This is a genomic window from Mesorhizobium sp. M1066 (assembly GCF_040318635.1).
In the GTDB taxonomy this organism is placed as follows: domain Bacteria; phylum Pseudomonadota; class Alphaproteobacteria; order Rhizobiales; family Rhizobiaceae; genus Mesorhizobium.
This window is the reverse complement of record NZ_JAMYMR010000050.1, coordinates 1-15,339: the sequence shown is the minus strand read 5'-3', so window position 1 is coordinate 15,339 and position 15,339 is coordinate 1. Positions and strand designations below refer to the sequence as shown.

Sequence of the window (15,339 nt, the reverse complement as noted above, 5' to 3'; positions counted from 1 at the left end):
CAGCGAGGACGAGCAGCACAGAGATGCACAGAATTGGACGCAGCCTCCCGGCAAGCATGCTTCTGTCCCTTCGTGACCGCCGGATGCAGAAGGCTAACGCCGCAGCACTCAAGACGACAGCCACCACCGGCACGCTGGTTGCCTCCTACAATGTCCACAAATGCATCGGCGTCGACAGGAAATTCGACCCGGAGCGGATCATCCGCGTGATCCGCGAAATCGATCCGGATGTCATTGCGCTGCAGGAAGCCGACAATCGCTTCGGCGACCGTGTCGGGCTTCTCGACCTGCCCCGGCTCGAGCGGGAAACCGGCCTGATTCCGGTGCCGATTTCGGCCACCGGCAAGGGCCATGGCTGGCATGGCAACGTCCTGTTGTTCAAGAAGGGCGTCGTTCGCGACGTGCACCAGATCAAGCTTCCGGGACTGGAGCCGCGCGGCGCGGTGGTGGCGGAGATCGACCTCGATGGAAGCCGGACGCTGCGTATCATCGCCGCCCATCTTGGCCTGCTGCGCCGCTCGCGCTCCCAGCAGGCGCGCGTCGTGCTCGACCTGATGAACAGCCCGGACGAAAGACCGACCTTGCTGCTCGGCGACCTCAACGAATGGCGGCTCGGCAACCGCTCCGCTCTCAACACGCTGCATGCGACGTTCGGCCCGCAGCCGCCGGCGGTCCCCACCTTCCCGTCGAACCTGCCGCTGCTGGCGCTCGACCGGATCATGGCCAACAGGCACGGCATGATTGCCGCCATCAACGCGCATGACACGCCGCTTTCGCGCGTTGCCTCCGACCACCTGCCGCTGACGGCCTTCGTGCGCCTGGAGCGGGTGGACGATAACGCGTTGATGTCTCCCGCGTCGCAAAGCGTGTAAAATTAGGCGGAACGCCCGGTTCTCCCGCGAGTTAACATGTCTTGAACACGCAGGAGGACGAGATGAAAAAGCTGATTCTGGCTTCCCTGTTGGCATTGGCCGCGACAGCGGCGATCACTGCGCCGACGCAAGCGGCAAGCGTGACCATCCAGTCCGACGACGGCGACCGATATTTGTCGGATGACGATTCCGATAGTGGGATCGTTATTCGCCGTCATCACCGCGATCGCTATTATGACGATCAGTATGATGGCGACCAGAATGTTCAGTATGACAATGGCGAATACCGGTACGGCGAATATCGCCGCCATCACCGGCATCATCGCTGCCATATCGAACTGGTCAAGCATTGGCGCCATCACCACAGGGTGGTCGAAGAGGTCCGCGTCTGCGGCTGATCCCGATCTGAGCAACCGGCCGGCGAAAGCCGGCCGGTTTCATCGTGCAGGAGTTTCATCGCGCATGATCGGCTAACGAAAATAGCGCGGATGTGAGGCGATGCCGGAATCGCGTCAAATCATGGTAGCCAGCACGCGTACCGGACTGCGGCAGCGGCCGGGCGGACTGCTCAAACCTGTCCAAGTGTTAATTCGACTGGGGTCGGTTTCGGCCATATTGGTTGATGGGGGTGAGAGATGCCGCCATGGACCAGCAGTTCGAAATCTCCCTGCAGACGACTGTCGTGCCACGACGTTCACCTCGCTCTCCACCATCCCCGTCAAGCCGTAGGTCACCGGCCCGCTCCCCAAGCCATAGCAATCGGTTAGCGGATCCCATGAACCGGTCGTGGCCGGCCCCATGTTCGGGTTGGGCTTGCTCTTCGCATTTGGTGCCTCTGGACATAGCTATCGAAGGCTGGAAAATGTGGACGCGACTCCGCTGTTGGAGTTAACTCGGAACATGAGGAGGATGGCGCTGAATCTGGAAGACATTGCCGGCCATCCGGCCCTGCATCGCTGTGTCCAGGCACAGTCGTTGGCGCTGATCAACATCTATGAAACGAGCCCGCGACTGGCTTCCATTTTCGCCACGCAGCAGCGTTGGCTGATGGGTCATGTCGGCCTTGCCATGCATTTCAGGCGCGATCCGCACGACCGCCGCAAGGAGCTGACGGTATCGCGTTTCATCGAGTTCGTACACCAGCACGCGGTAGCCAGCCGCAACACGGCGGACGCTTTCATCAAGGAGATGCTGCACTATCATGTCGCCGAGTATGTTTCGGGTGGCGACGGGCGCACGCACCCTTTGCAGCCAACGGCGGCAACCGTGCAGACTTTCACCGGCTGGGTCCTTGCCCATCTGCAGACGCTGGATCATCTCGACGGTGGCGACCGGCTGGCCAGGTTCCTGGAGCGGCCCGACATGGTTGCCAGGCTGCAGCCTCTGGTGGCGGACGGCCTGCTTGCCTCCAAGCCGGTGCGCGAGCCCAACCAGACTTTTTCCCTGTTCATCTGGCTCAACAATGGCGGCATCGTCATGGACTGGCTGATGTCGGGCATCGACCCCGATCATGCCGGCCTGGACCGGATTCCGACCAGCGTGGTTTCGATCGGAGATTTCGCCAGATGGCTCAAGCTGTCGCGGACCCACCTCGCCCGCAAGCTGCGCGCTGCCGAGGAACTCGGCAGCATCGGCTGGCTCGGCCAGCGCGGCCATTCGGTGATGTGGGTATCGAACACTTTCTACCAGGAGTACATGACCGTCCAGGCCGCCAAGCTGGCCATAGTCGACGCCGCTTTCAATGCCTGTTTTCCGTCGGCTGGAAGCTGACCGATGCGGCACCCCCTTACGGGGATGCCTTTCAATGCGGATGATCGAAATCCGCGGTTCTCAGTCGATGTCGAACGACACGCCCTGGGCGAGCGGCAGCGCCTTGGAATAGTTCACCGTGTTGGTGGCGCGCCGCATATAGGCCTTCCATGCGTCGGAGCCGCTCTCGCGGCCGCCGCCGGTTTCCTTTTCGCCGCCAAAGGCACCGCCGATCTCGGCGCCCGAGGTTCCGATGTTGACATTGGCAATGCCGCAATCCGATCCGTCGACACCCAGGAAACGCTCGGATTCCTGCAGGTCGCGGGTGAAGATCGACGACGACAGGCCCGCCCCCACGGCATTGTGCTCGTCGAGCACGGCGTCGAAATCCGAATATTTCATCACATAGAGGATCGGCGCGAAGGTCTCTTCCGTCACCGGGGATACCTGGCTTGGCATTTCGACCAGCGCCGGGTGCACGTAGTAGGCATCGGGGTGGCCGTTCTCGACCCGCGTGCCGCCGGTCACCTTGCCGTCATGGGCGGCGGCTTCCTTCAGCGCCTTCTGCATGGCATCGAAGGCCGCCTTGTCGATCAGCGGCCCGACCAGCGAGGAGGTCTCCAGCGGATTGCCGACAGACACACTCTCGTAGGCCTTTTTGAGGCGCGGAACCAAGGCGTCGTAGACGCTGTCATGCACGAACAGGCGCCGCAGCGTCGTGCAGCGCTGGCCGGCCGTGCCCATCGCTCCAAACGCAATCGCGCGCAGCGCCATGTCGAGATCGGCGGTCGGGCAGACGATGCCTGCATTGTTCCCGCCGAGTTCCAGCACCGCGCGCGCAAAGCGCTTGGCCAGCCGCGGGCCGACGTCGCGGCCCATGCGGGTCGAGCCGGTCGCCGAAACCAACGGCACTTTGGGGTGATCGACCAGGATCTCGCCGACGGCGCGGTCGCCGATCAGCACCGGCGCCAAGCCATCAGGTGCGTCCGCGCCGAAGCGCTTGACCGCACGCTTGAAGATAGCCTCGCAGGCAAGTGCGGTCAGCGGCGTCTTTTCCGACGGCTTCCACACCACTGCGTCGCCGCAGACCAGTGCCAGGGCGGCATTCCACGACCACACAGCCACCGGGAAGTTGAAGGCGGAAATGACGCCGACGACGCCGAGCGGATGCCAGGTTTCCATCATCCGATGGCCTGGGCGCTCGGTGGCGATGGTCAGGCCGTACAATTGCCGGGAGAGGCCAACGGCGAAATCACAGATGTCGATCATCTCCTGCACTTCGCCAAGCCCTTCGGACGGGATCTTGCCGACCTCGATCGAGACCAGCCGGCCAAGCTCGGCCTTGTGCGTACGCAGCTCCTCGCCGAGCAGCCGCACCAGTTCGCCACGCCGCGGGCCCGGCACCATGCGCCAGGCCTGGAAGGCCTTGTGCGCGGCATCGATCACCTTGGCCGCGTCAGCCGGCGAGATCGTCTTCAGCGCCGCGATCTGCTCGCCCGTCACCGGGCTGCGCACGATCAGGTCGCCGCCGACGAGCGCTTCCTTGGCCACACCCAGTTTCGCCAGCAGTTCGGTCGTTTCCTTGCCTATCGTCATTCTTGTCCCTTTCAGATCCCGTCGCCATCAGATGGCGTTGGATCAAAGCCAACGCCATGTCGCCGCGTACCGAAAGGCACGTCAGGCACTGTCATGGCGTGGCATTACTCGTTTCAAGGGAAAATCACCACCCCGGCATGGTCTAAGCCCAAACTGCACGATTGAGCCAGATGCGGCAGATGGCGCTCAGTTTGCCTTCTTGGCCGGTGGGCGTACCGCACCGTCCTTGATCAGCCGATCGATATGCATGCGGATATGCGCAGCTTCCGCCGCCGTGTTCGCAAGCGCTATGGCGCGGTCGAAGGCGACACGCGCCTCGTCGCCCCGGTCGAGTTGCATCAAAAGGCCGCCCTTGAGACCGAAAAAATGGAAATAGCCGGAAAGCCGTTCTTCCAGCGGCTCGATCATGGCCAGCGCCTCTGCCGGTCCACGCACCTTCGAGACCGCGACGGCCCGGTTGAGCGTGACCACCGGCGACGGCTGCATCTGCTCCAGCAAGCGATAGAGCAGATCGATCTCGTTCCAGTCGGTGTCCTCGGCCCTTTCGGCCCGCGCGTGCAGCGCGGCAATCGCCGCTTGCACCTGGTAGGGGCCGGGCTTGCGATGGCGCAGCGCCTTGTCGACCAGCGCCAGCCCCTCATCGATCATCTTGCGGCTCCACAGGCTGCGATCCTGGTCTTCGAGCAGCACGATCTCGCCGCTCTCGTCGAAACGGGCCGGTGCGCGCGCATGCTGCAGAAGCAACAGCGCCGTCAGCCCCATGATCTCCGGCTCGGTCTGGAACAGCCGCAGCAACAGCCGTGCCAGCCGGATCGCCTCCTCGCACAGCGGTGCGCGGGCCGGCGCCTCGCCGCTGTTGGTCGAATAGCCCTCGTTGAAGACCAAGTAGACCATGGCGGCGACGGCAGCGAGCCGTTCCGACCGCTCGACCGCGCCCGGCGTCTCGAACGGCACGCCGGCGTCCGCAATGCGCGCCTTGGCTCGAGTGATGCGCTGCTCCATGGCACTTTCGCCAACCAGGAAGGCGCGCGCGATCTGCTTGACCGTAAGACCGGAGACGATGCGCAGCGCCACCGCGATCTGCTGCGTTGCCGGCAGATCAGGATGGCAGCAGATGAACAGCAGCCGCAATATGTCGTCGCGGTAGTGCGCCCCGTCCAGCCGCTCGGCGATATCGCTCTCGGCGTCTTCCAGATCGGAAACCTGGTCTTCCTCCGGCATCGGCGCCTGCTTGGCGCGCTTGCGCACCGCATCGATGCCGCTGTTGCGACCGACGAAGATCAACCAGGCCGCCGGGTCGCGCGGCGGCCCGTTCTGCGGCCAGTTCTTCAGCGCCCTGAGGCACGCGTCCTGGAAAGCTTCCTCCGCCGTATCGAGATCGCGGAAATAACGCAGCAGCGCACCCATGGCCTGCGGGCGGGCGGCGCTGATCGCGGAGCTTATCCAGGCCATTTCGGTCATGCGGAAACCCTTGTTGGGTTAAAGACCGAAACCGGCCGGATTTCATACGACCCACCGCTCGGGTTAACCTCGGAAAGCTCGCGGGCGAACTCCACCGCCTCGTCGAGATCAGCGCATTCGAGCGTGTAGAAGCCGAGAAACTGTTCCTTGGTCTCAGCGAACGGCCCGTCGATGACGACCGATTCGCCCTTGACCTTTCTCAGGGTCGTCGCGGCGGTCGTCGGCAGAAGCCGTGCCACCGGGCCGAGCCGACCGGCCTTGGCATATTTTTCCTGAACGCCGAGGATATTGGCCATGACCTCGTCGTCCTGTGCCTTGCTCCAGGAGCAGACGACATCTTCGGAAGCATAGCAGAGGATTGCGTAGAGCATGGCTGGTCCTTTTCTCTGTCAAAGGACGAAACAGTAAGACCGATCCCGACACGACGTCGATAAAAAAATCCAGATGTGGCGGATTTGGCCACGGCCGGCCGCGCTGGTCAGCTTTCTCGCAGTTTCAGCCATCGCAGCACGAGAGCTTCCTCGTCATCGAGACCATCGATGGAGCGTTTGCGTTTGTTGGCTTGCGTCATTTCATCCAGCAACCGTCCTTCGGACCACGCTTCGAAGACCCGCGGATGGATATAGCATTTGCGGCAGACGGCACGCGTATTGCCCAGCCGCTCGGCAACCTTGTCGATGACGCTGTTCATCGCCCTGTTTCGCTGCGCCGCGCTTTGCGGCAGTTCCGTTTGGGCAAACAGCGACGCGGCGTGAATGGTGCCGCCCCAGGTGCGGAAATGCTTCGAACTGAAGGCGTCACCTACCGCCTCACGGATATAGCGGTTGACGTCCTCGGAGCGGACCGGCCGCCTGTTGCCGTCCTCATCGAGATACTGGAACAGCTTCTGGCCTGGCAGGTCCTGCGCGCCGCGCACAATCCTGGCGATGCGGCGGTCGACCAGCTTCAGCTTCCACTCCTTGCCCGACTTGCCCTTGAAGGCAAAGCGCAGGCTTGAACCGACAATATCCACATGCCGGTCGCGCAACGTGGTCAACCCGAAACTCTTGTTGTCGCGAGCGTAGGCGGCATTGCCGACGCGGATCATCGTGTTGTCGAGCAGCCAGACGACCGCGGCGACGACACGCTCGAACGGCAGGCCACGACGGCGCAGATCGCTGTCGATCCTGTGCCGCAGGTCCGGTAGGTTCTCGGCGAAAGCAACCAGGCTCGAATATTTGGCACCATCGCGCTCTTCGGCCCATTGCGGATGATAGCGATATTGCTTGCGTCCGCGCTGGTCCCTGCCGGTTGCCTGGATATGGCCGTCCGCGTCCGGCGAAATCCACACATCCGTCCAGGCCGGCGGAATCGCGATCGCCTCGATGCGCGCTTTGGTAGTGTCCGAAACTGTCCCTCCGTCCGGTCCCTGGTAGGAAAACCCCTTGCCTGTTTTCAGCCGTCGGATACCGGGCTCGGCATCACTGACATAGTTAAGCGACGCATGGTCGGCCGAGCTTTGTGCCCCGTTTTTGGGCTCGCCATCTGGCGACACAGCGTCCTGGCCAGCCGGTCGGCTGGGCGACAATCCGGATTTTTGCAACATGTCGGCTCCACGCGAATTCCGTAGATAAGCCACTGGCCGACCGCTGGTTCCACGCGCCGTCCGAAAAGCGCCTCGCGCCGATATCGTGTTGGCTGGCGCCTACAGAGCGCCTTCCAGCTTGATCGGCGGCGCGGACAAACGCCGCCGCGCCGCGAGCTTGAACCTGTAGCGCAGGCAGCGCCAAGCTTCTGAGCGTCGCTTCGGCGCGGCCGCGGCTACCGCCAGGAAGCGCGCCGCGGTGCCCAGATCGCCGCGCGCATAGTGGACCCGGGCGATCTTGAGGGCGACAAGGCCTTCCCTGGCCTTGAGGGCCGACAACGGGATGTTGCAGTCGGTGAGTGTGCGCAGTTCCCGGCGCCAGTCCAGGAAGCGCCGCACCGGGTTGAGGGCAAAGCGGTCATCGGAACGTACCGGCGAAACCTCGTAGACCATGACAGGTTGCGAAACCATGGCGAGCGATGCCTTGCTCATCAGCCGTGCCCAGAACAGCGTGTCCTCGTCATAGGCCATTCCGATCGGGAACCGCGTCTCGCCGATCAGGGTCCGCGATGCCAGAACGCTGCCCACGGCGACCGAACGTATGTCGCCTTTGACATAGGCCGAGGCATTTGCCAGGCACGCAGCCTGGTAGCCGTTCGGCATCTTGATCTGCCGGTCTTGGCCGTTCACCCGTCGCCGGTAGGCACCCACGATCATGTCGGCCTCCGGCTGCTCCCGGGCCTTGCGGAGCAGTGCGCGCAACCCGCCCCGCAGATGCAGGTCGTCGGCATCGATCAGGTAGACCCAGGAATAGACCGCTTCGGCCATCGCCAAATTGCGGGCACCGCCTGCATCGCGGCATTTGGCCGACAGCACGCGCAGCGGCAACGACAGTTGCGCCGCGGCCTCCCGCGCGATGGTTGCCGTCCCATCGATCGACGCATCGTCGACCAGCAAGATCTCGCCGATGATCTCGGCCTCGCTGCGTAGCGATGCCAGCGTAGCAGCAATGGTCGCCGCCGCGTTACAGGCAGGAATGACGACGCTGATTGCTCTCAATTACAAAACCTCGCGCCATGCGCTTGAGGATACAACTACCGTCACCCCGAAACGAATACAGACTAGCGGCCGCATCGGCATTTGAGAAGCAGTCTTGTCCATCCCGAATTACGGCGCAAATACCTGCGTGTACGACCTGCTTCAGGCTCTTTCGAGCACGACCGGAATGACGTCGACAGCTTGCTCGCCAACCTGTCCCCCCGTGGTCTTGAGCACACCGACGATCGGCGCCACGTCCGAATAGTCGCGGCCGTGGCCGACGGTGATATGGTCGTTGCTGGCCCGCATGCCGTTGGTCGGATCGAATTCCTGCCAGCCTGCATCGCGCCCGCACCAGACCTTGACCCAGGCATGCATGGCATCGGCGCCTTCCAGCCGGGGCTTGCCCTTCGGCGGGATGGTGCGCAAGAAGCCGCTGACATAGCCGGCCGGAATACCGAGCCCGCGCAGGCCGGCGATCATGATGTGCGAAAAGTCCTGGCAGACGCCGCGCTTCAACTTGAAGGCATCACTGGCTCGGGTCCGCACCGTTGTCGCTTCGCCGTCATAGGTGAAATCGCGATGGATGCGATTGCACAGGCTCATGACCGTGCCGGCGGCAGAGCCGGCGATGCTGTCGCGTGCGTAAGCGGTGATCGCATCGTCGATGCCGGCATGGGTGCTGGCCGTCAGGAAATGGTGCGGTGCATCAGGTGCCAGAGACCGCACCGCGGCGAGCTCCTGCCTCAGCCGGGCGATATCGGGCGACACGTCGAGCCCGGGCTCGGGCCGAGACACCGATACGCGGGCGCTCATCCTGATGTCGAGCGCGTCATGCGCGTCGCGAAAGGCGATCGAGGTGACGTTATTGCCGAAGAAATCGGAAAAGTCGGAACGCTCGTTGGGTGCCGGCGCAAAGGACAGGGATGCGGCGATGACACGCTGCACGCCCGGTATCGTCGACGGCAGTACGCGCACCTGGTGACGACCGCCGCCGGCCGCCGCAGCGTAATCGTAGTGCAGATGAAGCCTGATGTCGTAGAGCATGCTTTATCCGAAATAGGCTTTGGCTAGGCTGTTGTAGAGGCCGCCGATTTCATAGGCGAGGTCGTCCAGCGCCTTTGCCGTCATGTCCGAAGGCTCCTTGATGGCGATCTGGGTGTTGAGCTGCAGGATTTCCTTCGCCGCCGGCGACATTTGCCCCTCCCCGCCGAGCGACGGCAACAGGCCGATTTCGGCCTTCAGCCTTTCAAGTTGGAACAGGATGGAGCGCGGGTTAAGCGGATCGAGCGCCAGCAGGTCGATCACCGTGCGCCGACCGGCCTGCACCGGATATTGGCGGCGATGGGTCATCACGCTGTCGCCGATTTCCAGCATCATGTCGAGCGCGCCGTCCGGCGCCTTGGCGCTGGTCAGCCGCGACAGCGTGCGGGAGATCTGGATACCGCGCTCCAGCCGGCGGCCAATCTCGAGGAAGCGCCAACCGGCGAAGCGGTACATGTTCTCGTGCAGCAGGCCGGAAAAGCCGGCGAGCTTACGCAGGATGACTGTCATCGCCCGGGTCGCGTCGTCGCCGGGCGCGACCGTCGTTGCGAACTGATGGATGGTTTTCGACAGGTCCTTCAGCGCCAGCCAGCCATCGGGCGAGAAGCGGTCGCGGATCTGCCCGGCACTGTAGACCGCGCTATCCAGCGTGCCTATCAGCCCTGACGGGATCGCCGTCTCCACATCGATGCCGAAAGGTTCGAGATAATCCCTGATGTCGGCGAGCAGCGGCATATCCGGGTCGGAGGTTTCGGCCAGCCGCACATGGTAGGCGCGCAGGATGCGCACCGTGTCTTCCGAGCGCTCGATATAGCGGCCGAGCCAGGTCAGGTTCTCCGCCGCGCGACTGGGCAGGCTGCCGGGCCTGGTGCGGCTGAAACTGTCGCCTTCCTGCGGTAGCAGCGTCTCGCGCTCCACCGGTTTGTCGCTGACAACCCAGACATCCGCCGCCTGGCCGCCACGCTGCATGGCGATCGCCGTCGGGTCGAGCGACAGGCCGATACGGGCAAAACCGCCCGGCATCACCGTCCAGCCCTCCGGCGTTCGCGCCAGGTAGACGCGCAGGCTCGCTGGCCGCGGCTCCAGCCAGCCGCCGACATAGACGGGCGTCGTCGAAAGCGTCACCGCTTCCTGGCCGACGAAATCGCCGCCATCGCGTTCAATGCGCGCCACCAGTTCCGCCCGCTCCCCGGCCGACAGAGCCGAGCCTAGCTTCGTTGAATCGTCGTCCTCGAAGGCAAGCCTCGTCGACAGCGCCGGCCCGATCACCATGCGATCGATGTTGGCCAGCACATGCGCGCGCTCGGTAGCTTGCCCGCACCACCATGTCGCGACACTTGGCAGCAGCAATTCCTCGCCACGCAAGGCCCGTGAAATCTTGGGCAGGAAGGCAAGCAGCGCGCGCGTCTCCATCAGGCCGGAGCCCAGCGCATTGACGGTAGCAACCGCGCCCTGGCGGATCGCCTCGACCAGGCCCGGCGTTCCGATCTGCGAATCCGGGCGCAGTTCGAGCGGGTCGGCGAAAGCGGCGTCGAGCCGCCGCCACAACACGCTGATCGGCATCAGGCCGGAAACCGTGCGCACCATCAGCCGGCTGCCGGAGACGGTCAAATCCTCGCCTTCGAGCAGCATGATGCCGAGGTAGCGGGCGATGTAGGCGTGTTCGTAATAGGTTTCGTTGAGCGGCCCCGGCGTCAGGATGGCGACGCGGCCGTCGGTCTCCTTGGCCATGCCGATCAACGCATCGCGAAAACGGCGGAAAAAGCCGGCAAGGCGGTGCACATGCATCTCGCCATAGATGTCGGACAGCGCGCGTGTGGTGGCGACGCGGTTTTCCAGTGCGAAACCGGCGCCGGACGGCGCCTGCGTGCGATCGCCCAGCACCCACCACTGGCCGTCAGGTCCACGGCCGAGCTCGAAGGCGCAGAAATGCAGGAAGTGGCCGCCGGCCGGCCTGGTGCCGACGACAGGCCGCAAATATTCGGGGCTGGCGGCGATCAATCCCGCCGGCAGGATGCCTTTCTCGACCAGCCGGTTCGGCCCGTAAATATCGGCGATGGTTTCCTCGAACAGTTCGGCGCGCTGCACGAGGCCGGCGCTGATCGCCGCCCACTCGCTCTCCTCGATGAGAACCGGGACATGCGCCAGCGGCCATTCGCGCTCATTGGCACCGGCCTTGTCATAGACGCGGTAATAAACGCCGGCATCGCGCAGATACTGGTCGGCGCGGGCGAAGCGCTGGCCGAGCTTTTCAGCGCCAAGTTCCTCGAGCGCCTCGACAAAATGCTTCCAGGCCGGGCGAGGATTGCCTGACGCATCGACCATCTCGTCGACGACGCCGTCGATCGGCTGGTAGTGCTCCAGCAGGCTGTGGGTCCGCGGCTTGCCGTGTCCCCTCTTGTGATTCCCCTTTGCCATCGCTGATCAGAGTCTTGCCGGCCGCCGAAGGTCAAGGGTCATCGGGAAATCTTCCGCCGGTTGTTCTTCACGGATCACATAGGCGGATGGCGTATGGCCGCGCGGTTCGAAGCGGGCGAGCCGCCGAGCTTCCGCCTCGTTGCCATTGACCGGAAAGGTGTCGTAATTGCGCCCGCCGGGATGGGCGACATGGTAGACGCAGCCGCCGACCGCACGTCCCGACCAGCGGTCATAGATGTCGAAGACCAGTGGCGTGTTGACCGGCAGCGCCGGATGCAGGCCCGATGCCGGCTGCCAGGCCTTGAAGCGGACACCCGCCACCGCCACTTCGCGATTGTCAGTGACCTTCATCGGCACGATGCGGCCGTTGCAGACGACTGCGTGGCGCTCCGGGTTCAGCCCTTCGGTCTTGACCTGCAGCCGTTCGACCGAGGAATCGACGAAGCGCACGGTGCCGCCGATCGCGCCTTGCTCGCCCATCACATGCCACGGCTCCAGCGCCTGGCGCAGCTCCAGCTTGATGCCGGCATGCTGAACCTCGCCGCAGAACGGGAAGCGGAATTCGAGCTGGGCGTCGAACCATTCGGGCCTGAATTCGAAGCCGTTGAGCTTGAGGTCGTCGAGCACGTCGAGGAAATCGGCCCAGACATGATGCGGCAGCATGAAGCGGTCATGCAGCGATGTGCCCCAGCGCACGAAACGGCCGTCGAGCGGGCTTTTCCACGCGCGGGCAATGATCGCCCTGACAAGCAGTTGCTGCGCGAGGCTCATGCGTGCATTGGGCGGCATCTCGAAGCCGCGGAATTCGACCAGCCCCAGCCGACCGGTCGGTCCGTCCGGCGAAAACAGCTTGTCGATGCAGATTTCCGAACGATGCGTATTGCCGGTGACGTCGGTCAACAAATTGCGGAACAGCCGGTCGACCAGCCATGGCAAGGGTGCGTTGCCCTGGTCTGGATGCGGCACCTGCGCCATCGCGATCTCAAGCTCGTAGAGCGAGTCGTGACGCGCTTCGTCAAAGCGTGGCGCCTGGCTGGTCGGCCCGATGAACAGGCCCGAGAACAGATAGGACAGCGACGGATGGCGCTGCCATTGCAGCACCAGGCTCTTCAACAGGTCCGGTCTTCGCAGGAACGGGCTGTCATTGGGTGTCGCACCGCCGACCACGACATGGTTGCCGCCGCCGGTGCCGGTGTGGCGCCCATCGATCATGAACTTGTCGGCGCCAAGCCGTGTCTGCCGCGCTTCCTCATAGATCGCCGTCGTCGTCGCCACGCAATCCTGCCAGTTGGAAGCAGGATGGATGTTGACCTCGATGACGCCGGGATCAGGCGCAACGCGGATGACGTTGAGGCGCGGATCGTGAGGCGGGCCGTAGCCCTCGATATGCACGGGAAGGCCGATCGCCTTTGCCGCGTTCTCGGCCGCCGCGACCAGTTCGAGATAGTCTTCCAGCGCCTCGACAGGCGGCATGAACACGCAGAGCCGCCCGTCGCGCGGTTCGACCGAAAGCGCGGTGCGCACAGCGCCGCCAATCTCGGTGATCTCCTGCTCGACCCGCTCCTGCTGGCCGGTCGCAGCGGTGAACGATGCCGCTTGCTGGCGGCGCGCCATCTCGTCAGCGCCTTCGAGTTCGGCTGGAGCCGGTCCGGCCAGTATGGCTTCACGCGCGGGCAGCGGGCCGCGTGGTAGCGACGGGTCGACCGGCACGATATAGGGGAATTGCTCCGGCGGCACATAGGGCAACGTGCCGAGCGGCAAGCGGTAACCGACCGGTGAATCGCCGGGCACCAGAAACAGCCGGCCGCGCCGCGTCTTCCATTTTTCCGAGCGCCAGCGCGGATCCGATGCCTGGCTGTTCCAGCGCTGGACGGGGAGCACATAGCCGGACGGTTTGGTCAGCCCGCGTTCGAACACTTTCGCCATGCGGCTGCGTTCTTCCGGATCCTCCAGCCTGGAGTTGGACGGATCGACATTGTCGGGCAGCTTGCCTTCCTTGAGCAGCCATTCGGCCGGATCCTCATAGGCTTCGCTGACCATGGCCTTGTCGATGCCGAGTTCGCCGGCAATCGCGGTGAGCAGGCTTTCGGCCTGCTTCGGGCCGATATCGGCCTCGCTCTTTTCCCGTGCGATCAGCGACGGATCGCTCCACACCGGCTGGCCGTCGGCACGCCAGTAGAGCGAAAAGGTCCAGCGCGGCAGGCTTTCGCCCGGATACCATTTGCCCTGGCCGTAATGGAGAAAGCCGCCGGGCGCGAAGCGCTCGCGCAGTTTACGGATCAGTTCGTCGGCCTTTTCGCGCTTGGTGGGACCGACGGCGGCGGTGTTCCACTCGGCCGACTCGAAATCGTCGATCGACACGAAAGTCGGCTCGCCGCCCATCGTCAGCCGCACGTCGCCGGCAGCAAGCGCTGCATCGACCTTGTTGCCCAACGCGTCGAGCGCCTGCCAGCTTTCGTCCGAAAATGGCTTGGTGATGCGCGGATGCTCGGCGATGCGGTCGACCCGCATCTCGAAGCCGAATTCGACATTGGCGAAGCTCGCCATGCCGGAAATCGGGGCCGCGTTGCGGAAATGCGGTGTGGCGGCCAGCGGCACATGGCTTTCGCCGGTGAGCAGGCCCGAGGTCGGATCGAAGCCGATCCAGCCCGCGCCGGGAAGATAGACCTCGCACCAGGCATGCAGATCGGTGAAGTCGACGGCGGTTCCGGCTGGACCGTCCAGCGCGATCAGATCGGGCTTCAACTGGACCAGATAGCCGGAAACGAAGCGCGCCGCGATGCCGAGATTGCGCAGGATCTGCACCAGCAGCCAACTCGAATCCCGGCACGATCCCTTTTTCGCGGCCAAGGTCTCTTCCGGCGAGAACACCCCGGTTTCCATGCGCACGATATAGGCGATCTTGCGCTGCAGCCGCGCATTGAGGTCGACCAGGAAATTGACGGTATTGGCAGCACTGCGATCGATGGTGCTCAGCAGCGCCGACAGCAGCGGTCCCGCCGGTTCCGGGGTGCGATAGATGGCGAGATCGTCGCGTATTTCTTCCGGATACTCGAACGGAAACGCCTCGGCCGACGGCTCGACGAAGAAATCAAACGGGTTGTAGACCGTCATGTCGGCGACGAGGTCGACCTCGATCTTCAACTCCGTCACCGGCTCCGGAAAGACGAAGCGGGCGAGGAAATTGCCGTAAGGATCCTGCTGCAGATTGACGAAATGGTTCGCCGGCTCGACCTTGAGCGAATGGCTCAGCACCTTGGTGCGGGAATGCGGCGCCGGCTGCAGCCTGATGATCTGGGGCCCGAGAACCACCGGCCGGTCATATTTGTAGTGGGTCAGGTGGTAGATGGCTGCCAGAATTGCCATGGGGCCCCGGAATTCAGCGTTTCAGAACGAACGTTAGACCCTGACACAGATAGTAGCCGATCTCCAAGCGGATGTTGCGGTGCACCCAATCGAACGACTTGTTTCGTCTCCCCGAGCAGGTCGACCCCCACTCCGTCTCGGCTTCGCCGAGCCACCTTGTATCTACACGAGAGAGATTTCGTGGGATTAGAGCGATTGAGCCAAGGTCCGGGCGGCCGCCCGGACCTTGGC

At 63.9% G+C, this 15,339-nt stretch carries 12 protein-coding genes; 4 read left to right on the top strand and 8 right to left on the bottom strand.

The features are described from left to right. The first annotated feature begins 23 nt into the window (after positions 1-23). The 3 genes from NKH52_RS31910 (at position 24) to NKH52_RS31900 (ending at position 2,642) form a co-directional block, all read left to right on the top strand. Entirely contained in the window at positions 24-872 is an 849-nt protein-coding gene (locus NKH52_RS31910; protein WP_352736219.1) for an endonuclease/exonuclease/phosphatase family protein, read from the top strand. A gap of 62 nt (positions 873-934) precedes the next feature. Next, positions 935-1,270: a hypothetical protein gene (locus NKH52_RS31905; RefSeq protein WP_352736220.1), complete on the top strand. Its 336-nt coding sequence runs from the start codon at positions 935-937 to the stop codon at positions 1,268-1,270. Between the two features lie 511 nt (positions 1,271-1,781). Then, on the top strand, positions 1,782-2,642 hold the full coding sequence (locus NKH52_RS31900; protein WP_352736221.1) for a hypothetical protein: 861 nt from the start codon (positions 1,782-1,784) through the stop codon (positions 2,640-2,642). A gap of 60 nt (positions 2,643-2,702) precedes the next feature. On the opposite strand, the gene amaB is transcribed toward NKH52_RS31900, so the two are convergent. The 5 genes from amaB to NKH52_RS31875 all read right to left on the bottom strand — a co-directional run bounded on the left by amaB (position 2,703) and on the right by NKH52_RS31875 (position 8,241). Next, positions 2,703-4,217 (bottom strand): L-piperidine-6-carboxylate dehydrogenase, encoded by a 1,515-nt coding sequence (gene amaB, locus NKH52_RS31895; protein WP_352736222.1) that lies wholly within the window; start codon positions 4,215-4,217, stop codon positions 2,703-2,705. 186 nt (positions 4,218-4,403) lie between these two features. Then, positions 4,404-5,678, bottom strand: coding sequence for an RNA polymerase sigma factor (locus NKH52_RS31890; RefSeq protein ID WP_352736223.1), 1,275 nt, complete (start codon positions 5,676-5,678; stop codon positions 4,404-4,406). After that, the gene (locus NKH52_RS31885) at positions 5,675-6,049 is read right to left on the bottom strand and encodes a YciI family protein (RefSeq protein ID WP_023809971.1); all 375 of its coding nucleotides are present in this window, start codon (positions 6,047-6,049) and stop codon (positions 5,675-5,677) included. The genes NKH52_RS31890 and NKH52_RS31885 overlap by 4 nt, the downstream gene beginning before the upstream one ends. A 107-nt stretch (positions 6,050-6,156) precedes the next feature. Continuing rightward, positions 6,157-7,263 (bottom strand): DNA topoisomerase IB, encoded by a 1,107-nt coding sequence (locus NKH52_RS31880; RefSeq protein WP_352736224.1) that lies wholly within the window; start codon positions 7,261-7,263, stop codon positions 6,157-6,159. A gap of 99 nt (positions 7,264-7,362) precedes the next feature. Then, positions 7,363-8,241 carry a glycosyltransferase family 2 protein gene (locus NKH52_RS31875; RefSeq protein ID WP_352968357.1) on the bottom strand — a complete coding sequence of 293 codons (879 nt, stop codon included), beginning with the start codon at positions 8,239-8,241 and terminating at the stop codon, positions 7,363-7,365. Here NKH52_RS31875 and NKH52_RS31870 point away from each other — a divergent pair. Further along, positions 8,210-8,386: a hypothetical protein gene (locus NKH52_RS31870; protein ID WP_245463595.1), complete on the top strand. Its 177-nt coding sequence runs from the start codon at positions 8,210-8,212 to the stop codon at positions 8,384-8,386. The two genes, NKH52_RS31875 and NKH52_RS31870, sit on opposite strands and share 32 nt — an antisense overlap. 56 nt (positions 8,387-8,442) lie before the next feature. Here NKH52_RS31870 and NKH52_RS31865 read toward each other — a convergent pair whose 3' ends face one another. The 3 genes from NKH52_RS31865 to NKH52_RS31855 are packed head-to-tail and all read right to left on the bottom strand — an operon-like array spanning position 8,443 to position 15,108. Continuing rightward, positions 8,443-9,327, bottom strand: coding sequence for a transglutaminase family protein (locus NKH52_RS31865; protein WP_352736225.1), 885 nt, complete (start codon positions 9,325-9,327; stop codon positions 8,443-8,445). Positions 9,328-9,330: 3 nt separating this feature from the next. Continuing rightward, positions 9,331-11,742 (bottom strand): circularly permuted type 2 ATP-grasp protein, encoded by a 2,412-nt coding sequence (locus NKH52_RS31860; RefSeq protein WP_352736226.1) that lies wholly within the window; start codon positions 11,740-11,742, stop codon positions 9,331-9,333. Positions 11,743-11,748: 6 nt separating this feature from the next. Then, positions 11,749-15,108 carry a transglutaminase family protein gene (locus NKH52_RS31855; protein WP_352736227.1) on the bottom strand — a complete coding sequence of 1,120 codons (3,360 nt, stop codon included), beginning with the start codon at positions 15,106-15,108 and terminating at the stop codon, positions 11,749-11,751. Positions 15,109-15,339 lie beyond the last annotated feature (231 nt).